Annotated in this window: 19 protein-coding genes; 8 read left to right on the top strand and 11 right to left on the bottom strand. The window is 66.9% G+C overall.

The features are described from left to right. Position 1: 1 nt before the first annotated feature. A complete protein-coding gene (locus tag LGM89_RS22485; protein WP_226273918.1) occupies positions 2-1,324 on the bottom strand; it encodes a HipA domain-containing protein in 1,323 nt (440 codons plus the stop codon). Further along, positions 1,317-1,898, bottom strand: coding sequence for a helix-turn-helix domain-containing protein (locus LGM89_RS22480; RefSeq protein ID WP_226273917.1), 582 nt, complete (start codon positions 1,896-1,898; stop codon positions 1,317-1,319). Before LGM89_RS22480 ends, LGM89_RS22485 begins: the two co-directional genes overlap by 8 nt. 607 nt (positions 1,899-2,505) lie before the next feature. On the opposite strand from LGM89_RS22480, the gene LGM89_RS22475 reads away from it, so the two are divergent. Beyond that, positions 2,506-3,930: a PLP-dependent aminotransferase family protein gene (locus LGM89_RS22475; protein WP_089429568.1), complete on the top strand. Its 1,425-nt coding sequence runs from the start codon at positions 2,506-2,508 to the stop codon at positions 3,928-3,930. A 148-nt stretch (positions 3,931-4,078) separates the two neighbouring features. Here the strand turns inward: LGM89_RS22475 and moaD are convergent, their stop codons facing one another. The 5 genes from moaD to fdhD all read right to left on the bottom strand — a co-directional run bounded on the left by moaD (position 4,079) and on the right by fdhD (position 8,437). Continuing rightward, positions 4,079-4,336: a molybdopterin converting factor subunit 1 gene (gene moaD, locus LGM89_RS22470; protein ID WP_039342384.1), complete on the bottom strand. Its 258-nt coding sequence runs from the start codon at positions 4,334-4,336 to the stop codon at positions 4,079-4,081. Between the two features lie 56 nt (positions 4,337-4,392). Continuing rightward, positions 4,393-4,962: a molybdenum cofactor biosynthesis protein MoaE gene (locus LGM89_RS22465; protein ID WP_226273916.1), complete on the bottom strand. Its 570-nt coding sequence runs from the start codon at positions 4,960-4,962 to the stop codon at positions 4,393-4,395. 46 nt (positions 4,963-5,008) lie between these two features. Further along, positions 5,009-6,133 carry a GTP 3',8-cyclase MoaA gene (gene moaA, locus LGM89_RS22460; RefSeq protein ID WP_226273915.1) on the bottom strand — a complete coding sequence of 375 codons (1,125 nt, stop codon included), beginning with the start codon at positions 6,131-6,133 and terminating at the stop codon, positions 5,009-5,011. 211 nt (positions 6,134-6,344) lie between these two features. Next, positions 6,345-7,559, bottom strand: a complete 1,215-nt coding sequence (gene glp, locus LGM89_RS22455; RefSeq protein ID WP_226273914.1) for a gephyrin-like molybdotransferase Glp — start codon at positions 7,557-7,559, stop codon at positions 6,345-6,347. Then, complete coding sequence (fdhD, locus tag LGM89_RS22450) at positions 7,556-8,437, bottom strand: formate dehydrogenase accessory sulfurtransferase FdhD (protein ID WP_226273913.1); 882 nt, start codon at positions 8,435-8,437, stop codon at positions 7,556-7,558. The genes glp and fdhD overlap by 4 nt, the downstream gene beginning before the upstream one ends. A gap of 427 nt (positions 8,438-8,864) precedes the next feature. Between fdhD and LGM89_RS22445 the strand changes: the two genes are divergently transcribed. The 5 genes from LGM89_RS22445 to LGM89_RS22425 all read left to right on the top strand — a co-directional run bounded on the left by LGM89_RS22445 (position 8,865) and on the right by LGM89_RS22425 (position 13,674). Next, positions 8,865-10,265 carry a cytochrome ubiquinol oxidase subunit I gene (locus LGM89_RS22445; protein WP_226273912.1) on the top strand — a complete coding sequence of 467 codons (1,401 nt, stop codon included), beginning with the start codon at positions 8,865-8,867 and terminating at the stop codon, positions 10,263-10,265. 3 nt (positions 10,266-10,268) lie between these two features. Beyond that, positions 10,269-11,276 (top strand): cytochrome d ubiquinol oxidase subunit II, encoded by a 1,008-nt coding sequence (gene cydB / locus LGM89_RS22440; protein ID WP_089433623.1) that lies wholly within the window; start codon positions 10,269-10,271, stop codon positions 11,274-11,276. Between the two features lie 188 nt (positions 11,277-11,464). Then, a complete protein-coding gene (locus LGM89_RS22435) occupies positions 11,465-12,385 on the top strand; it encodes a bestrophin family protein (protein WP_089460094.1) in 921 nt (306 codons plus the stop codon). Between the two features lie 219 nt (positions 12,386-12,604). Continuing rightward, on the top strand, positions 12,605-12,991 hold the full coding sequence (locus tag LGM89_RS22430; protein WP_089429578.1) for a VOC family protein: 387 nt from the start codon (positions 12,605-12,607) through the stop codon (positions 12,989-12,991). 272 nt (positions 12,992-13,263) lie between these two features. Continuing rightward, complete coding sequence (locus tag LGM89_RS22425; RefSeq protein ID WP_226273911.1) at positions 13,264-13,674, top strand: VOC family protein; 411 nt, start codon at positions 13,264-13,266, stop codon at positions 13,672-13,674. A gap of 126 nt (positions 13,675-13,800) precedes the next feature. Here the strand turns inward: LGM89_RS22425 and trpS are convergent, their stop codons facing one another. From trpS to LGM89_RS22410, 3 genes are all read right to left on the bottom strand, one after another. Next, on the bottom strand, positions 13,801-14,814 hold the full coding sequence (gene trpS / locus LGM89_RS22420; RefSeq protein WP_089498590.1) for a tryptophan--tRNA ligase: 1,014 nt from the start codon (positions 14,812-14,814) through the stop codon (positions 13,801-13,803). Between the two features lie 212 nt (positions 14,815-15,026). Next, positions 15,027-15,182: a hypothetical protein gene (locus LGM89_RS22415; protein WP_174970848.1), complete on the bottom strand. Its 156-nt coding sequence runs from the start codon at positions 15,180-15,182 to the stop codon at positions 15,027-15,029. A 283-nt stretch (positions 15,183-15,465) separates the two neighbouring features. Continuing rightward, positions 15,466-15,648: a hypothetical protein gene (locus LGM89_RS22410; protein WP_144023166.1), complete on the bottom strand. Its 183-nt coding sequence runs from the start codon at positions 15,646-15,648 to the stop codon at positions 15,466-15,468. Positions 15,649-15,683: 35 nt separating this feature from the next. Here LGM89_RS22410 and LGM89_RS22405 point away from each other — a divergent pair, with 35 nt between their 5' ends. Then, positions 15,684-16,769, top strand: a complete 1,086-nt coding sequence (locus LGM89_RS22405; protein ID WP_226273910.1) for a tetratricopeptide repeat protein — start codon at positions 15,684-15,686, stop codon at positions 16,767-16,769. 223 nt (positions 16,770-16,992) lie between these two features. Here LGM89_RS22405 and LGM89_RS22400 read toward each other — a convergent pair whose 3' ends face one another. Continuing rightward, positions 16,993-17,286, bottom strand: coding sequence for a hypothetical protein (locus LGM89_RS22400; protein WP_089434008.1), 294 nt, complete (start codon positions 17,284-17,286; stop codon positions 16,993-16,995). 302 nt (positions 17,287-17,588) lie between these two features. On the opposite strand from LGM89_RS22400, the gene LGM89_RS22395 reads away from it, so the two are divergent. After that, entirely contained in the window at positions 17,589-18,947 is a 1,359-nt protein-coding gene (locus tag LGM89_RS22395; protein WP_226273909.1) for a flavin-containing monooxygenase, read from the top strand. Positions 18,948-18,951 lie beyond the last annotated feature (4 nt).

Here is an 18,951-nt window from a genome sequence, read left to right as displayed (position 1 = left end):
GTCAGCGCGGGCGCAGCCGCTCGACCATCTCGTGGATGACGATATGGCGGATCGCGCGCAGCAGGTGCATTTCGCCGCCGAGCGTCGCCGTGAGTTCGGGGCGGGCAGTCTTCATCGCGTCGTTGTCGGCGGCGATCTCGAGCAGCAGCGCGTCGGCCTGCGCCGGAATGCGCGCGAGCACTTCGTCGATGTGGCGATGCGCGGTCGCGCGCGTCAGCCCGAGCGTCGCGCCGGCCTGGTCGAGCACGTCGCGTGTGAAATCCGCATAGCGCTGCACACCCACGACGGGCCGCGTGAATTCCGTCAGGTCCGGCCAGCGGCTGCGCGCGCTATAAGTCGCGGTTTCGTAGACACCGTCGCACAGCAGGTCGTAGTGCGGTGCCAGCGCGAGCCCGCTGTCGGTGACGAGGAAGCTCAGATTCTTCAGGTGTGAATCGCCGTTGCCGACGACGATGCAGAACACGAGCCAGCGGAACAGGCGCAGGCGAACCGGTGCGGGCGCGCGGCACGCGTTGGCGAGCGTTGCGAGCGCGTCGAGCGACCAGCCCGTGTATTTCATCGTCGCGGGCAGGTTGAGCGCCTGGCAACCATCGATCGCGTGGCGTCGTTCGACGCCGGTATCCGTCTGCGCGCGGTCGAAGCGGCGGATCACGTACACGGGCGCCGGCACGTAGCGGCGCTCGACCTCGGGCACGTCGAGGCCGACGCGGCGCGCGAGCGTCATCACGAACCACTCGTTGATGACCGAATGCGGATAGTCGTGCGCGTGCGGATGATTCGGCTTCAGGATGTGCGTCGACACCGCCTGGCCGCTCGGCTCGAACAGCGCGCCGTCGCGCAGCACGACCGGCAGCTTGTGCTGCGCGCCGGCGAGCGACATCTTCTTCGGCGCGTCGTGCGTCAGCGGCACGGCAGGCAGGTGGCGGATGCGCGCGTCGAGTTCGGTATCGTCGAGCGGGCGCAGGCGCGTGTCCTCGTCGGCCGTGTCCGCCGGCAGGCGCAACGTCACCGAGCCGGCCGATTCGCGTCCGTAGTGCTCGAGCAGCGCGAACGCGTCGCCGATGTCGGGCAGGCCCGCGTCACGCGTCAGCAGCGCCCGCACCGATTCTTCCGGCAGCAGGTTGTCGAAATACCACTGGACGGGGCGGGTGGTCGCGCCGTCGCGCAGCACACCGGCCTGCAGCGGGAGATGCGGGCTCAGCGCGAAGCGGGACGCCTGCGCGAGCCACGACGGCGCGTATTCGAATGCCCACAGATTGCGGTTTTCATGCAGCGTGCCGATTGATTGGCCGTCGATGGCGGCGACGAGGGTGCGCTCAGTCATGCGACGCGTCCTCGTCGGCGGGGCGCGCGTGGTCGGGTACGGCTTCACCGGCGTCTGTCAGCACGCGGCGCGCGATCTCGATTGCACGGGCCGAGGCCTGACGGCCGGCGTCGGTCGTCCTGATCCGCGGGCGGCGCGTGTCGTCCGTCCCCACGCCGAACGCTTCGGCAGGCGACAGCACGAGACGTGCGGCCGAGAGCACGCGTGCGGCCGCGCGGGTGGGCGGCGCGGATTCGCCGGCCGGGGCCGGGTGCGCGGCGTCCGCGCGCAGCAGCAGGCGCTCGGCCGCGCGCCGTGCACGCACGCCGGCCCGATGGCTCGCGCGCGCCGACTGGCGTTCAAGCAGTTCCTCGCTGGCGTCGGGAATGTCGACGACGACCCGAACGCCGAGCCCCTGCAGGATCTGGAACACCTTGGCCCACTGGATGGTGTCCGCGCCGCGCTCGGCCTTGACCATGAACGACTCGCTGACGCCGACGCTGCCGGCCGCGTCGTCCTGGCGCAGTTGCTGCACTTTCCGCGCGGCGCGGATCACGCCGCCGATGTCGGATGCCTGTTCGATCGTGTATCGCATGGTGGGCCCTGCTACCGTTGCCGGCTCGGCAGGATGAAAACTGTGAGATCAAACAGTATTGCATCTCGATGCAAGAATTCAAGGGAAAACTGTGCGATCGACGAGTTTTGGCTCGTTGGCGACGGTATCGAACGAAAAACTGTTAGATCGAACAGTTTTTCATCTCCGAATGGCCGGCAACGTGTACCGGCCGCTCCGCGACCGCCTGGTGCATTCGCGGTCCGTTGTCGTGCCTTCCCCGAAAGCCCCGCGCACCGTCCGGCGTCGCTGCGCGCGATTCACCGCCCTCGCGGCCCATTCTTAAGACGTACAGTTTTCCTGCTGTGAGCGATGCGCGCCGAACTGTACTCTTGTTCGCGCGATCGATGTGTGTACTCGTCGCCAACTGTTCTGCTCTTAAGATTCCACCATCAAGTGCACAGTGCCGCGGATCCAGTCGCACCGGAACCCTGTCGGCGCATCTTCAAGAGAGAGCCAGTGCGATGGAAAAGGCAAAACCGGAGGGAAGGATCAGGAATCACGACGGCCCGGCCGGCGGGCGCAACACGGGCGTGTCGGACGCAAACGGCGGGGCAGCCCAGCTGCGCCGCCCGGCGGGAGGCACGCGATGAAACTCTATGAAAAACTCGCGGACGACATCGAGCGCCTGATCCGCCAGGGCGTGTACCGGCACGGCGACCGGATTCCTTCGGTGCGGCAGGCGAGCCAGCAGCACCGGATCAGCATCACGACCGTGCTGCATGCGTATCTGCTGCTGGAAAGCCGCGGGCTGCTCGAAAGCCGTCCGCAGTCGGGCTATTTCGTGAACCTGCGACGCGACGACAGCCATGCGCCGGTACGCGAGCTGCGGCCGTCGAAGCCGATCGCGATTTCGTCGTCGGTCGACGTGAGCCGGCTCGTGCTGTCGACGCTGCGCTCGATCGGCACCGACGATGCGGTGCCGCTCGGCTCGCCGTATCCGGACCCGAGCCTGTTTCCGTTCGAGAAGCTGAATCGCTACGCGTATGCGGCCGGCCGCGACAAGTCGTTGTGGGGCGTGACGGACGGGCTGCCGCCCGGCCATCCGCGGCTGATCCGGCAGATCGCGCGCCGCTACCTGGAAAACGGGATGTCGGTGGATCCGAACGAGATCATCGTGACGGTCGGCGCGACCGAGGCGATCAACCTGTGCCTGCAGGCGGTCGCGAAACCGGGCGACACGATCGCGGTGGAATCGCCGACGTTCTACGCGATGCTGCACGCGATCGAACGGATGGGGATGAAGGCGATCGAGGTGGCGACGCATCCGGAATACGGAATCGACATCGCGGCATTGGCCGCGATCGCGAAGTCGCAGCCGATCGCCGCGTGCATGGTGATGCCGAACTTCCAGAACCCGCTCGGCTTCCAGATGCCGGACGAGCGCAAGCGCGAGCTGGTCGAGTTCGCGACGAAGACGGGGATGCCGCTGATCGAGAACGGCGTGTACAACGAGCTGTATTTCGGCGATGCGCATCCGAGTTCGCTGAAGTCGTATGACCGCAGCGGGATCGTGCTGCATTGCTCGTCGTTCTCGAAGAGCCTGACGGCTGCATACCGGATCGGCTGGGCGCTGCCGGGCCGCTATCGTGACCAGGTCGAGAAGCTGAAATTCCTGAACACGCTCGCGACGCCGTCGTTGCCGCAGCTCGCGATCGCGGAGTTTCTCGAACGCGACGGCTACGAGCATCACCTGCGGCGCCTGCGCAAGGCGTATGCGCAGCAGGCGAACCTGATGCGCGCGATGGTGTCGCGGTTCTTCCCGGAAGGCACGCGCATCTCGAGCCCGGCGGGCGGGTACGTGCTGTGGGTCGAACTGCCTGCGCAAATCGATGCGATGCGGCTGTACCAGCTCGCGCTGGAGCAGGGGATCACGATCGGGCCCGGCTACATGTTCTCGATCACGGACAGCTACCGGAACTTCATCCGGCTGAACTACAGCAGCCCGTGGTCGCCAGAGATCGAGCAGGCGGTGATCACGGTCGGGAAGCTGGCGGCGGCGTGCATGCGGTGAGCGGGCACGCGCGGTATCGTGTGCTTCAACGACGAAGCCGGCCTGGTGCCGGCTTTGTCATTTCGACGGCATGCAGCGGTGGCCGTGCAGACGCCATCGCCGGCCGGGCGCGCGCAATCGCGTGCCCCGGAGGCTGGCCTGACCGAGGTTACCCGCCCGTCACCGGCGGGAAAAACGCCACCTCGCTGTCCTCCCGCACGACGAATCCCCCCGTCACCATCTCGAGATTCACGGCGGCCCGCACGGGCCGGTCCGTCCGCAGCGCTTCCGCGCTGCGCGCGTCGCGTGCGGCCAGCGTGTCGCGCAGCGCGTCGACGGTGAGTTCGCGTGCATCGATCTCGACGATTTCCTCGTCGCGCTCGAGTTGCTCGCGAATGCTTGCAAAGTATTTGATCGTCAGTTTCATTGCGATGTCTTGAAAGGAATCACTCGGCGGAATCGGAACATGCGCAGCGCATACGTTCAGCCCCAGCGTCGCATCGCCTGGTCGTCGTGCGCTTTCGCCTCGACCCAGCCGGATACGCCGTCGTGGCGGATCTCCTTCTTCCAGAACGGTGCGTGGGTCTTCAGGAAGTCCATCAGGAATTCGCACGCGTCAAACGCAGCGCCGCGATGCGCGGCAGCCACCACGACCAGCACGACCGCCTGGCCGAGCGGAATGCGCCCGACGCGATGCACGATCCTGATCGTTTCGAGCTGCCAGCGCGCGCTGGCTTCCTCGACGATGCTCCACAGCGCCTGTTCGGTCATCGTCGGATAGTGCTCGACCTCGAGCGCGATCACGTCATCGACGTCGCCTTCGTTGCGCACGACGCCGAGGAAATTCACGACCGCGCCGACATTCGGATTGCGAACGATCGGTGCGAGCTCGGCACCGGCATCGATCGACGCGTACTGCACGCGCACTTCGAAGCCCGCGGCGATCGACGGTGGCGGTTCGGGATGCGGGTCGGTCGCGTTGTCGGGCGCGGGGCTGCCCGCGTGCATCGGATCGTCCGGCAGCCCGGCACGGGATTCGGTGAAGCTCGTCATGACGATTCTCCTGTTGGCGGTGCGTCCTGGGTCGCGCGGCGGCCCGTCAGCCGCCGACCAGCGACATGCGCACGGTCGGATAGGTCTTGCCCGGCGCGCGGGCAGGCCGTGCGGCCCGGCGCTCGGAATAGCGGTCGTCGCGGTGCGTCCAGCGCTCGCGCACGGCGGCGGCGAGGTCGGCGCTCGACGCTGCGTCGTCGAGCCACGGCCGCAGGTCGGTGCCTTGCGTCGCGAACAGGCACGTATAGAGCTGCCCGTCGGCCGACACGCGGGCGCGCGAGCAGGTGCCGCAGAACGGATGCGACACGCTCGCGATGAAGCCGACTTCGCCCGCGCCGTCGATGTGCGCGCAACGAATCGCGGTCGCATCGTGCGCCGGTTCGCCGACGAGCACGAGCGGATAGTGTTCGTCGATCAGTTCGCGCATCCGCGCGGCCGGCACGACCTTGTCGCCGGACCAGAAGCTCGCGCCGCCGACGTCCATGTATTCGATGAAGCGCACGGCCACGCCGGTGTGCCGGAAGTGCCGCACGAGCGGGAGGATCTGGTCGTCGTTCGCGCCGCGCTCGATCACCGCGTTGACCTTGACCGGCGCGAGCCCGGCCGCCTGCGCGGCCTCGATGCCGGCCAGCACACGCGACACGGGCATGTCGGTATCGCTCATCCGGCGGAACACCTCGTCGTCGAGCGCGTCGAGGCTGACCGTCACGCGCGACAGGCCCGCGTCGCGCAGCGTGCGCGCCTTCGCGGCCAGCAGCGAGCCGTTGGTCGTCAGCGCGATCTCGACGGGCTTGCCGTCGACGGTCGTCAGCGCGGCGAGGCGTTCGATCAACGCTTCGAGGTTGCGGCGCAGCAGCGGCTCGCCGCCGGTGATGCGGATCTTCTCGACGCCGAGCGACGTGAACGCACGGGCGATCTTTTCGAGTTGCGCGAACGACAGCCGCTCGGACGACGGCATGAACGCATAGTCGGCGTCGAAGCTTTCGCGCGGCATGCAGTAGCCGCAGCGGAAATTGCATTGATCGATCACGGACAGGCGCAGGTCGCGCAGCGGGCGGCCGAGCGTGTCGGTCGTGCGGGGGAAAGCGCCGGGCGATGCGCCGCCGGACAGTGCGGCAGCGGCCGGCGCGGCGGAAACGATGGCATTCACGATCGGTTCGTCTGCCTGCAAGAAGTAAGCGGTGGGGCGTTGCCGGTCGGCCGTGCGTGTGCGGATGGGCAGGCGCACGGCGCGTGACGAGCCTCATCGTGAGGATAGTCCGCGGGGTTTTCGCGGCAGGGACACAATCGCGCCCGAATTGCAGGGATACAGTTCGCCGGCCGGCCGGCGTGGCCGGCGCGGCGGTGAAGGCCGCGAATCGGGCGGGTGAGCGGCGTCGCGCTCATGCGAGCCAGTGCGCGAATTCGTAATACGGTACCGCGTCGCCGCACGCGATGCGCTGCCCGGCCGGCAGCCGCGCCAGCCCGCTCGCCTGCACGAGCGACTGCAGCGTGCCGGCGCCTTGCTGGCGCAACGTGTCGAGCGCGGGCGTGCCGTCGAGGCCGACGGTGCAGTGCACGCGCACGAAGCGCTCGCGCTGCGGATCCGGTTCGAAGTCGGCGTCGATCGGCAGCGACGGCACGATCGGCAGGCGTGCGTGGCGCCCCTGCAGGCGCCGGATCAGCGGTGCGACGAACAGCGCGAACGCGGTCATCGCGGCCCCCGGATTGCCGGGCAGCAACACCACCGGCCGCGTGTCGAGCCGGGCGAGTGCAACCGGCTTGCCCGGCTTCATTCGCACGCCGGCGACGATGAACGACGCGCCGAGCGCGTCCAGCGCGGGGCGCAGCAGATCCTTGTCGCCGACCGACGCGCCGCCGACGCAGATCACCAGGTCGCAGCCCGCGTGCAGATCGCGCAGCGCACGATCGACGGCGGCCGCGGTGTCGGCTGCATGCAGGCGCATCGCGACCTCGGCCCCGGTTCCCGTGACCAGCGCGGCGAGCATCGGCGCATTGCTGTTGTAAATCTGTTGCGGCGCACGCGGCTGCCCGCACGCGACGAGCTCGTCGCCGGTCGTCAGGATGCCGACGCGCAGCGCCGGGCGCACGTCGACGCGCGCGAACCCCTGCGCGGCCGCCACGCCGACGTGCATCGGGCCCATGCGCACGCCGGCCGGCACGAGCGGGTCGCCGGCGCGCACTTCCTCGCCCTGGCGGCGGATGTGCGAGCCGCTGCGCTGCGGCGCGTCGACCGCGACCCAGCCGTCCCGCTCGCGTGCGTGTTCCTGCATCACGACGGTGTCCGCGCCGGGCGGAATCACGCTGCCGGTGAAGATGCGTGCGGCCGTGCGCGGGGCCAGCGGTGCCGGCGTGTCGCCCGCATAGCAGCGTTGCGCGACGTGCAGCGGCTCGCCGTGCGCGAGATCCGCGTAACGCACGGCGTAGCCGTCCATCGCACTCTGGTCGGCCGGCGGCTGGTCGAGTACGGCGACGAGCGGCGCGGCCAGCACGTGGCCGGCGGCTTCCGCGACCGGGACGGACGTGGTGGCGCCGAGCGGCGCGAACGCAGTGGCGAAATGCTGCTGCGCGGTGTCGAAATCGGTCAGGGGTTTCATCGGGAGCGCGCCGGATGCGCTTGAGCGAGCGCGGGTTGATCGGGTTGAGAGGGTTGAGCGGCGTCGGGCGACACGTACTCGACGAAGCCGTCGTTGCGGCAGAAGCCGACCAGCCGCACGCCGGCTTCACGGGCGACGTCGATCGCGAGCGAGGTCGGCGCCGAGATCGTCGCGATCATCGGGATGCCGACCCGCGCGGCCTTGCGCACCAGTTCGTAGCTTGCGCGGCTCGACAGGAACACGAAGCCGTCGTACAGGTTCGCGCGGCGCCGCGCGAGCCGGCCGATCAGCTTGTCGAGCGCGTTGTGGCGGCCGACGTCCTCGAACACGTCGAGCACGTCGCCGTCACGGTTGCACCACGCAGCCGCATGGATGCCGCCCGTCTCGCGCATCAGTGTCTGGTGGGCCGGCAACGCGCGCGCGGCACGTTCGATCGCCGCCGCGCCGATCCCGGCGGCCGTGCCGGCGGCGGCGATGCGCGGCGGGTGCAGGTCGAGCTGCGCGATGCTTTCGATCCCGCAGACGCCGCAGCCGGTGCGGCCGGCCAGCGCGCGCCGGTGCGCCTTCATCGCCATGAACGCCTGCTGCGACACGGTCAGCCGCACTTCGGCGCTGCCGGCACGGCATTCGCTTTCGATGTCGAAGATGTCCGATGCGCGCTCGACGATGCCTTCGCTCAGCGCGAAGCCGAGGCCGAACACGTCGAGGTCGATCGGCGTCGCCATCATGACCGTGTGCGCAATGTCGTTGAACACGAGTGCAACCGGCGTTTCGTCGACGACGCTGTCGACGGTGTCGCGCGCTTCGCCGGCACGGTGACGCGTCACCTGACACGCGGTGCTGCCGGTCGGAGCGTCGCGGCGGATGCAGGACTCCATGCGGTTTTCTCCAGGCGGATCGGCCGGCGGGCCGGCCGGGTCGGGCGGGTACGCCGGACCAGGGGAATCGGGAGGCTGCCGGGCGGCGCGGCCGAGGGGGCGCGCCGTCGCTTCGGGCAGGCGTTTCATGGGATGTTAAGGGGGATGACAGGCGCGCCGGAGATACAGCGCCGCAATGCGGAAAGCAGTACAGCTGACCATCCCGCAGGCACGAAATGTGTTTTCCGTGCACACATCTTCGGCGGCGTAAGCAGCACAGTTTCAACGCACGTTCGAACGATTGCGAGTATCGTTGCAAACGCGATATCGTCATTCACGCTTCGATGCCATGCGAGTGACCGTTTGTGTTCGCATGTGTTGTCGCCAAGCCGTCGCGCGATTTCCTGCTTCGAGCGTACGTCCTCACAACCACGAGCAAATTACGGTCATGGAAATCTTCGATGCGTTCCATCTCGCCCGCTTGCAATTCGCGTTCACGGTGTCGTTCCACATCGTGTTTCCCGCGATCAGCATCGGTATGGCGAGCTTCCTGGCAGTGCTGGAATGGCGCTACCTCGTCACCGGCGATGCCGCCTACAAATCCATGTTCCAGTTCTGGTCGAAGATCTTCGCGATCGGCTTCGGGATGGGCGTGGTCTCCGGCGTCGTGATGGCGTACGAGTTCGGCACCAACTGGGCCGGCTTCTCGCGTGTCGCGGGCAACATCACCGGCCCGCTCCTCACGTATGAAGTGCTGACGGCGTTCTTCCTCGAAGCCGGCTTCCTCGGCGTGATGCTGTTCGGCTGGCAGCGCGTGAGCCCCCGCGCACACTTCTTCGCGACGCTGATGGTCGCGGTCGGCACGCTGATCTCGACGTTCTGGATCCTCGCGTCGAACAGCTTCATGCAGACGCCGCAGGGCTACAAGATCGAGAACGGCCTCGTCGTGCCGGTCGACTGGTTCAAGATCGTCTTCAACCCGTCGTTCCCGTACCGACTCGTGCACATGACGATCGCGGCGTTCATCGTCGCGGGCTTCATCGTCGCCGCGTGCGGCGCGTGGCACCTGCTCAAGGGGCGCCGCGACGAGCCGGTGAAGCGCAGCTTCTCGATGGCGCTGTGGATGCTGCTGGTGCTCGCGCCGATCCAGATCGTCGTCGGCGATGCGCACGGGCTGAACACGCGCGAATACCAGCCGGCGAAGATCGCGGCGATCGAGGGGCTGTGGGAAACCGAGAAGGGCGGCACCGCGCTGAACCTCTTCGGGTTGCCCGACATGCAGGCCGAAACCACGCGCTATGCGATCCAGGTGCCGCACCTCGGCAGCCTGATCCTCACGCACAGCTGGGACGGCGAGATTCGCGGGCTGAAGGAATTCCCGCCGCAGGACCGCCCGTATTCGCCGATCGTGTTCTGGACGTTCCGGATCATGGCGGGCCTCGGGATGCTGATGCTGCTCACCGCCGTGCTCGGGCTGCTGCTGAGAAAGGGCGGGCGCCTGTATGAGACGCGCTGGTTCCAGTGGTTCGTCGTCTGCATGGGGCCGTCGGGCATCCTCGCGCTGCTGGCCGGCTGGATCACGACCGAGGTCGGGCGGCAGCCCTGGACCGTGTACGGCGTGCTGCGCACCGTCGATTCGGTCGCGCCGCTGAGCGCGCAGCAGGTCGGCGTGTCGCTGCTGATCTTCGTGGTCGTGTATTTCCTGGTGTTCGGAACGGGTATCTATTACATGATGAAACTGATGAAGCGCGGGCCGGCTGCCCAGGCCGGGTATATCGAGCTGCACCGGCATCCGGGGCTGCGCAAGAGCGCGCTGTCCACGCCGCTGAACGTCACCGAAGCGGAGTAAGCCATGCACATCGATCTTCCTGTCATTTGGGCCGCGATCATCGGCCTCGGCGTATTCATCTACGTGATGCTGGACGGCTTCGATCTCGGCATCGGCCTGCTGTTTCCGTTCTTCGACGCGAAGGCCGAGCGCCAGGTGATGCTCGACACCGTCGCGCCGGTGTGGGACGGCAACGAGACGTTCCTGGTGCTCGGCGGCGCGGGGCTCTACGGCGCGTTCCCGGTCGTGTATTCGACGCTGCTGCCGGCGAACTACCTGCCGCTGGTGCTGATGCTGGTCGGGCTGATCTTCCGCGGGGCGGCGTTCGAGCTGCGCGCGAAGGCCACGCGCACGCAACACATGTGGGATCTCGCGTTCATCGGCGGCTCGGCGCTGGCCGCGTTCTGCCAGGGGATCGTGCTCGGTTCGCTGCTGCAGGGCATCAAGATCGAGAACAACCAGTTCGCGGGCGGGCCGTTCGACTGGCTGTCGCCGTTCAGCCTGCTGTGCGGGATCGGCGTGCTCGTCACGTATGCGACGCTCGGCTGCGGCTGGCTGATCCTGAAGGTCGACGGCGAGCTGCAGCGCAAGATGCGGTTGCTGATGAAGCCGCTCGCGGGCGTGCTGCTCGCCGTGATGGGCGTGGTCAGCCTGTGGACCGTGATCGGGCTGCCGGCCGTCGCGCATCGCTGGTTCGGCAGCGGCAACCTCGGCTGGTTCCTGCCGGTGCCGGTGCTCGTCGTCGCCTGCGTGTGGGGCATCTTCCACACTGTGAAGCGCGAGCACGAGGCCACGCCGTTCCTGCTGACGCTCGCGCTCGTGTTCCTCGGCTACACGGGGCTCGTGATCAGTATCTGGCCGAACATCGTGCCGCCGTCGCTGTCGATCTGGGACGCGTCGTCGAGCCACTCGAGCCAGCTGTTCGCGCTCGTCGGCACCGTGATCGTGCTGCCGATCATCCTCGTGTACAACGCGATGCAGTACCGCGTGTTCCGCGGCAAGGTGCGCGAGGGCGATATCGGTTATCACTGAGCGGCCATCCTGAGCGGCCATCGCTGAACGCCGCATGAGGTGACGGGCAGGGCGGGCGCGGGCGTATCATCACGCGCAGCGCGTTGCCCGCCCCGGCCTTCACCCGACAGCGGCCCGCCACGCGCGGGCCGTTGCGCATCGGGCGCCGGCGCGCCGTTTGATGCATTCCCTGCAGTCGAGAAAACACCATGATCGTCCGACCACAACAAAACTGGCTCAGGATGCTGTTCGTCTGGAACGGCTCCGTGCTGCAATCGATCATTCCGCAGCTCGTGTTCATGGCGGTCGTCAGCACGCTGGCGGTCTTCACGAACGGGCGCATCTTCGGCGAGAAGATCCCCCTCAACACCGCGCCGTTCACGCTGTTCGGGCTCGCGCTCGCGATCTTTCTCGGGTTTCGCAACAGCGCGAGCTTCGAGCGTTTCAAGGAAGCGCGGCATCTGTGGGGCAACCTGCTGATCGCGGCGCGTACGCTGACGTCGCAGTTCAATCGCTACCTGCCCGACAGCGTGAGCGACGCCGAGCGCAACCGGCTCGCCGACCTGCTGATCGCGCTCACCTATGCGCTCAAGCATCAGCTTCGTCATACCGATCCGACCGCGGACCTGCAGCGCATTCTCGGTGCGGACCACACGGCCGAGCTGGGCGGCAAATGCTTCAAGCCCGTCGCGATCCTCGATGAGCTGCGCGGCGACATCGTCCGCGCGCTGGGCCGTGCGCCCGGTAGCGATGCGACTTGCTGGATGTTCGAGACGCAGCTCGACGAGGTCGGCAAGTCGGTCGGTGGTTGCGAACGCATCCTGTCGACGCCGATCCCGTTCTCGTACAGCGTGCTGCTGCATCGCACCGTGTATGCGTATTGCGTGCTGCTGCCGTTCGGCCTCGTCGATTCGACGGAGTTCTTCACGCCGCTGATCTGCGTGTTCATCTCGTACACGCTGATCGCGCTCGAAGCGATCGCGAGCGAGGTGGCCGAGCCGTTCGGCCTCGCGCCGAACGCGCTGGCGCTCGATGCGATGACGCGTACGATCGAGCGGTCGGTGCTCGAACTGGGCGACCGCCCGCTGCCGGAGGAATTCGTGCCGGCGTCGACGTACCAGATCACGTAAGCGGCGGCACGTCGCGGCGCTGCATCGATTTCGGGCCGGCGCCGGGCGGCAGGGTCGGGCGAGTCGTGCGTTTCCCGCATGATCCCGACCGCGATGCGGTGATCGCCGACGACTTCGACGGCTACCTGTGCACGCTGATCGACAACGGTGATGCATTTGTCATCGATTTCGGCGAAGAATAGTGGCAGGGCGGTGGCTGCCGCGACAGGAGCGATTGACATGCGAATCTACGTGACGAGTATCTTTGTCGACGACCAGGACACGGCGTTGACGTTCTATACCGACAAGCTCGGGTTCAAGCTGAAGAACAACGTGCCGGTGGGCGAGACCCGCTGGCTGACGGTCGTGTCGAAGGACCAGCCGGACGGCACCGAGCTGCTGCTCGAGCCGAGCCACCATCGCGCGGTCGGGCCTTACAAGCAGGCGCTGTACGAGGACGGCATTCCGGCGGCATCGTTCCAGGTCGACGATCTCGATGCGGAGTTCGCGCGGCTCACGGATCTCGGCGTGCGCTTCACGCTGGAGCCGATGGATGCCGGGCCCGTGCGTGTCGCGATCATCGACGATACGTGCGGGAACTTGATTCAGCTGATGCAAATGAAGTGACGTAACACGCCGCGAGCGGGGCGCTCAGCGCACCGCGACCGGCGGCGCATCGTGCATCCAGCTGCGCTCCTGCGTGCGGCTCCGGATGCGCCATCCGCGTTCGTTTTGTACCGGCAGGTCGCGAGTGGACCAGCGGCCGCTCCGCCGTCGGCTCGGATAGCCGCTCGAGCGACGGTGGCGGAGGCGCAGAATCGCCCACGAGCAGCAGGGTGACTCCGGTGCGAAATGCCCCGCTCAGGTAGACTCGTGTGCCCTTCAACGGAGTGGATGCGATGCAATTGCTCGATCACGTGTCAATCAGCGTGCCGGATATCGACCTGGCGCGCCCGTTCTACGATGCCATCATGGCCGCGCTCGGCGCAGCCAAGGTTTATGACCGGCCGACCGCGCTCGGCTATGGCGAACGTTGCAATGCGAACGACACCGCATCGACGTTTCTGGCGGTCTATCTGGATCCCGCTGAAATCGGCGCGAGCAAGCGGCACTGGTGTTTCAAGGCCGCGAGCCGCGAGCAGGTGGATGCGTTTTTCGAGGCCGGCCTGGCGACGGGCGGGCAGTCCGACGGCGAACCCGGCTTGCGGCCGCATTACCACGGCGACTACTACGGCGCGTTTCTCGTCGACCCGGCCGGCAATCGGGTCGAGGCGGTGTGTCATGCGTCCGTGCCGGCGCAGGCATCGTGATGAAGGTGCGGTTCACTCGACACTCGCTCGCTCGATCGCTCGCGCACGTGACGCGGTGAACGCCACGCGCCGGCTCGATACCGACCGGCGCGCAAAGCGCGTTCGCGCACGCGCCGCCTGCGTCGCTCAATCGAAGTAATTCAACCCCATCGCGCCCTTCACCTCGGCGAGCGTCGCGCCGGCCACGTCGCGAGCGTGCATCGTGCCGCGCTTCAGGATCGCCATCACTTCGGCCTTGTCGGCCTCGAATTCGCGACGGCGCGCGCGGATCGGCTCGATCAACGCCTGCAGCCGCTCGTTCAGCACGCGCTTGACGACGCTGTCGCCGAGCCCGCCGCGACGGTAGTGCGCCTTCAGCTCGTCGACCTTCTGCACGTCGGGCTCGAACGCATCGAGGAACGTGAACACGACGTTGCCCTCGACCTGGCCGGGATCGCTCACGCGCAGGTGGTTCGGGTCCGTGTACATGTCCTTCACCGCTTGCGTGATCTCGTCCGGCGTCGAGCCGAGCGTGATCGCGTTGCCGAGCGACTTGCTCATCTTCGCCTTGCCGTCGATCCCCGGCAGCCGCGTGACCGCCGACAGCACGGCCTCGCATTCGACCAGCACCGGCTGCTCGACGGTCGCGTTGAAGCGGCGCACGAGTTCGTTGGTCTGCTCGATCATCGGCAACTGGTCGTCGCCGACCGGCACGTGCGTCGCCTTGAACGCGGTGATGTCGGCCGCCTGGCTCACCGGGTAGGTCAGGAAGCCGGCCGGGATGTCGCGCTCGAAACCGCGCAGGCGGATCTCTTCCTTGATGGTCGGATTGCGTTCGAGGCGCGCGACCGTGACGAGGTTCAGCAGGTATTGCGTCAGCTCGGCGAGTTCGGGCACCTGCGATTGCACGACGATCGTCGAGATCGCCGGATCGATGCCGACCGCGAGATAGTCGAGCGCGACTTCGATCACGTTCTCGGTGACGCGCTGGCGGCGGCCCATGTTGTCGGTCAGCGCCTGCGTGTCGGCGAGCAACAGGAACTGCTTCGCTTCGTGCTGCATCTGCACGCGCGCGCGCAGCGAGCCGATGTAATGGCCGAGGTGCAGCGGGCCGGTCGTGCGGTCGCCGGTGAGGATGGTCGGTCGGGCGGGGTGGGTCATGTTGGTTGTAGCTCCGGGTTATCGAAGCCGCCAGCCATGGTGTGTGCGCAGAAACGCAAATGCCGCCATCGCTGGCGGCATCACGTTTGGGACATGCAAAAGGAAACGGGCCGCCTGGGTCAGGCGCGCCACCAGCAATGCACGTTCGGCGAGGCGGTTCGGGTTTCCATCGCGTGAGTATAGCGTAGTGCGGGGTTGGATGGCCGGGCGCGTCAGCGGATCACCGACTCCATCGCGAGGTACGCGGTTTCGGCCGACGGCCACAGCAGATACAGCAGGCCGGCCATCAGCAGCAGCGCGCCGGCGCGCGCCAGCGGCGTGCGGTCTTTGTGCTGCGGGGGGCGGGGGGGCTGCTTCGAGTTCTTCATGCTCACAGGCGCGGGTGCGCCACTCCAACGGTTGCTGCAACGGATCGCGCGGGGCGATGCCGGGGTGTTGCGGGGTTCGACGGGGGCTGTGGGGTACCGTGTTGCCTGGGCTGGGCGCGACAGGGATGGCGGGGCACGATCCATTAAAAGGGATCGATCGGGTATCCTGTGACTGCCTTTCATGCCGAGGCGACCGGCATCCTACCAGTTTGGCGATGTGTGCATAGTCAAGAATTGTCGGAGAGGCGTGCGGCCGGCGGCGGCACCTCCGACTCGCAGTGGTTCACAACGCTTGCGGTGCGTAGCGCGCGGAGCCGTCGCCGATGATCGCGACGACGGGCTTCCCGCCTGCCGTCTTGGCCCCGGCGATAGGTCGACCGCCGCTCCCTGACCCGATCCGAGGACGGGACACGAGCTGCATCGAAAATAAACTGCTGCTGATGTTGATCGACGACAGTTTCTTCACGTTGGGAGCGCCGACCGGCTTCCTGCATCCGTCCCATGATGAGCGTGCGACAGGCGTTCGCTTTTCCTGAACAGGCTTCCCGAATCGTGCTGAATCAATTGCGTTCGACTTCCGCCAACCGTATCGGCTTGACCCGATTGGTTTCGGCTTTCCTGTTCATTGCATGCGCAGCCTGCTCGATGAATGATTCTCTTCCGCGAAACATGTCGCTCGACGCTTTCAACCCCCATCGGGATACGTTCGTTTGTGTACACGAAGCCGCTGTCGTTCCGGGAGTCGACCCGGACGCGGATCGCTGGAATCAGCAGGCGATGAAGATGACAAGTGCATTGTTGTGGCCGAACCAGCGCGACTACGTTGGTGCAGTTGCGCTATGGGAGAAGGCTGCCGAGCGCAAGCACTGGAAGGCGATGCTCAACCTGGCGAACGCCTACGCTCAGGGGTTGGGTGTGGATCGCAATACCGAGCGAGCCGTGCAGATCACCGAAGCTGCAATGAAGCTGGGCATCCCCGCAGCTTACGACCTGATGGGCACGGACTACATGAACGGAGTGGGCGTAAAGCAGGATGCCAGTCGTGCCTACGCCTTCTGGCAACTTGCGGCGGACAAGGGCAGCCCCAGCGCCATGGCTTATTTGGGCAGCAAGCTCGATGCAGTCTACGATGATCCGAAATCCGGTTTCTGGGGGAACCGAAAAATTGCGCTCAAAATGCTTGAATGTGGATTCGCCCAGGGTAGCGGCGATGCCGCGTATGCGCTTGGAACGACGCTGGTTGGCTCCGACAAGTCGCTGGACGAGGACAATGCGCGCGCATTCAAGATTCTGCATGAAGGCGTGAAATTCGGTAGCGCCAAAAGTGCTGCATATTTGTTCGGTGCGTTCGATGATGGCGATCCGGTAGCCGGTGGCGTGAAGGATCGCGCCCGCGCCGAGCGTTATAGCGTCCTTGCCGATCGCCTGGAGCGCGACCCCGACCTGCGTCTGCCGAACCTGGACAAGGTGGTGCCGCTGCCGCCCGCCAAACTGCCCAAATGGGACGGCAAAAAGGAGACGTTGATCGACGCGGCGAAGGCGGTGACGTCTGCGCCGGCAGCGAGTACACGGCTACTTTCGATGTGACGGCGTGGAAGGTCGCAGGGATGCCGTTGATCAGGCGAGCATGCCACTGCGCAATATCAAAAGGAGGCGCGGCCATCTCTTGTCAGACGAGGCCGCGTTCAAGCTGATCTGGAAAAGTGTGATGACGCGGTTTGCGCTCATTTACCGGAGCGCTTTGGCATCGGAATCCGGGTTTTGACCCGCGTCACACGGAAGTTGCGCGTACGCCAGGCGGCGGTCGTCACTATTCACGATGCTCGCCCTCGCGCTCGTGCTCATGCTCGCGCCACGGATCACGATCGCGCGGATGACGATGCCTCCACTCGTCGCGTTCCCAGTAGCGATGGCCGTCCCAGTAGCGGTCGCCGTGCATGCCGATCTCGACCGATACACCGGCTTCCGGGGCGCGCTCTCGCTCCTCGACCCTCGGTGGTGGTGCACCGTAGCCTTGCGCGAAGGCCGTGCTGGTCGCGGCGAGTGCCCCGCCTGCCACGAGGGTCGCCAGAATGCGACGCGTTGCAATTGTCAGGGGTTTCATCGAGCCGTCCTCCATTGAATGCCGACCACGACTCGCGCGCATGATTCGTTCCCGTATGGCGCGGCAGATGCCTCGCTCGCCACGTCGACCTGCCGCCGCGCCACCTCGCAGCGAGTGCCGACCCGGCGTCGGAACGCATGATGTCTCCGTCCGGAGGCATCCCTGATCCCCCAGCTTTTTTCTCGTCAACAACCACAAAAAACATCATTTCGCCTACGCCTGGCTGTCAGCAGAATGTCTCCATTCCAACTCACGCGACAACCCGAACGTCGCGCCGAGCCGCACTTCCGAAGGAGACAGCCGTGGCAGTCGAAACAACCTCAATCGATACGCTCGTCGTCGGCGCCGGTCAGGCCGGCGTGGCCATGAGCGAGCACCTGGGCAAGCTGGGCGTACCGCATCTCGTGCTGGAGCGCAGCCGCATCGCCGAACGCTGGCGCACCGGGCGCTGGGATTCGCTGGTCGCGAACGGCCCCGCATGGCATGACCGCTTCCCCGGCCTCGAATTCGACGGCCTTGATCCCGATGCGTTCGCAACGAAAGACCAGGTCGCCGACTACTTCGAAGCGTATGCGCGCAAGTTCAACGCGCCGATCCGCACCGGCGTCGAGGTGAAGCAGGTCGTGCGCAATGCCGGCAAGCCGGGTTTCATCGTCGAGACGTCCGACGGCACGATCGAGGCGAACCGCGTGGTCGTCGCGACCGGGCCGTTCCAGCGCCCGGTGATTCCGCCGATCGCGCCGGACGACGCCCGCCTCGTGCAGATTCATTCCGCAGACTATCGCAACCCGGCGCAGCTTCCGGAAGGGGCGGTGCTGGTGGTCGGCGCGGGGTCGTCGGGCGTGCAGATCGCCGACGAGCTGCAGCGCGCGGGCCGGCAGGTCTACCTGTCGGTCGGCCCGCACGATCGGCCGCCGCGTGCGTATCGCGGCCGCGATTTCTGCTGGTGGCTCGGCGTGCTCGGCGAATGGGACAAGGAAGTCGCGACGCCCGGCCGTGAGCACGTGACGATCGCGGTGAGCGGCGCGCGCGGCGGCCACACGGTGGATTTCCGCAAGCTCGCGAACCAGGGCGTGACGCTCGTCGGGCTGACGAAGTCGTTCGACGGCGGCGTGGCCGTGTTCGAACGCGATCTGGCGATCAATCTCGCACGCGGCGACGAGAACTACCTGTCGCTGCTCGACGCGGCCGACGCCTATGCGGCGCGCAACGGCCTCGACCTGCCGGAAGAGCCGGAAGCCCGCCGCATCCTGCCGAACCCCGACTGCGTCGCGCATCCGATCCTCGCGCTCGACCTTGCCGGCGCGGGTGTCACGTCGATCATCTGGGCGACCGGCTATGCGGTCGACTACGGCTGGCTGAAGGTCGACGCGTTCGCCGACAACGGCAAGCCGCAGCACCAGCGCGGCGTGTCGAAGGAGCCGGGCATCTATTTCCTCGGGCTGCCGTGGCTGTCGCGGCGCGGCTCCAGCTTCATCTGGGGCGTGTGGCACGACGCGCGGCACATCGCCGACCACATCGCGATCCAGCGCACCTACCTCGAGTACCACGACGCATCGCAGCGCCGCTCGACTTCGCACGCGGAGCAGGACGGCGCCGCGCCGCACGCCGGCGCGCAGCCGCACGCCGATACGCAGCCGCTCGCCGACGCGGTGAACTGACCGA

It is taken from the genome of Burkholderia sp. AU31624 (assembly GCF_020420065.1).
Taxonomy (GTDB): Bacteria; Pseudomonadota; Gammaproteobacteria; order Burkholderiales; family Burkholderiaceae; genus Burkholderia.
This window is presented reverse-complemented; position numbering and strand designations above follow the sequence as displayed.

Coding starts and splice junctions, on each gene's coding strand:
- LGM89_RS22405 (WP_226273910.1), top strand. CDS start 15,684: ATGATGAGCGTGCGACAGGCGTTCGCTTTTCCTGAACAGGCTTCCCGA.
- moaD (WP_039342384.1), bottom strand. CDS start 4,336: ATGAAACTGACGATCAAATACTTTGCAAGCATTCGCGAGCAACTCGAG.
- LGM89_RS22430 (WP_089429578.1), top strand. CDS start 12,605: ATGCGAATCTACGTGACGAGTATCTTTGTCGACGACCAGGACACGGCG.
- LGM89_RS22445 (WP_226273912.1), top strand. CDS start 8,865: ATGGAAATCTTCGATGCGTTCCATCTCGCCCGCTTGCAATTCGCGTTC.
- LGM89_RS22480 (WP_226273917.1), bottom strand. CDS start 1,898: ATGCGATACACGATCGAACAGGCATCCGACATCGGCGGCGTGATCCGC.
- LGM89_RS22425 (WP_226273911.1), top strand. CDS start 13,264: ATGCAATTGCTCGATCACGTGTCAATCAGCGTGCCGGATATCGACCTG.
- LGM89_RS22400 (WP_089434008.1), bottom strand. CDS start 17,286: ATGAAACCCCTGACAATTGCAACGCGTCGCATTCTGGCGACCCTCGTG.
- glp (WP_226273914.1), bottom strand. CDS start 7,559: ATGAAACCCCTGACCGATTTCGACACCGCGCAGCAGCATTTCGCCACT.
- LGM89_RS22485 (WP_226273918.1), bottom strand. CDS start 1,324: ATGACTGAGCGCACCCTCGTCGCCGCCATCGACGGCCAATCAATCGGC.
- LGM89_RS22435 (WP_089460094.1), top strand. CDS start 11,465: ATGATCGTCCGACCACAACAAAACTGGCTCAGGATGCTGTTCGTCTGG.
- cydB (WP_089433623.1), top strand. CDS start 10,269: ATGCACATCGATCTTCCTGTCATTTGGGCCGCGATCATCGGCCTCGGC.
- LGM89_RS22475 (WP_089429568.1), top strand. CDS start 2,506: ATGAAACTCTATGAAAAACTCGCGGACGACATCGAGCGCCTGATCCGC.
- LGM89_RS22415 (WP_174970848.1), bottom strand. CDS start 15,182: ATGAAGAACTCGAAGCAGCCCCCCCGCCCCCCGCAGCACAAAGACCGC.
- trpS (WP_089498590.1), bottom strand. CDS start 14,814: ATGACCCACCCCGCCCGACCGACCATCCTCACCGGCGACCGCACGACC.
- LGM89_RS22465 (WP_226273916.1), bottom strand. CDS start 4,962: ATGACGAGCTTCACCGAATCCCGTGCCGGGCTGCCGGACGATCCGATG.
- fdhD (WP_226273913.1), bottom strand. CDS start 8,437: ATGGAGTCCTGCATCCGCCGCGACGCTCCGACCGGCAGCACCGCGTGT.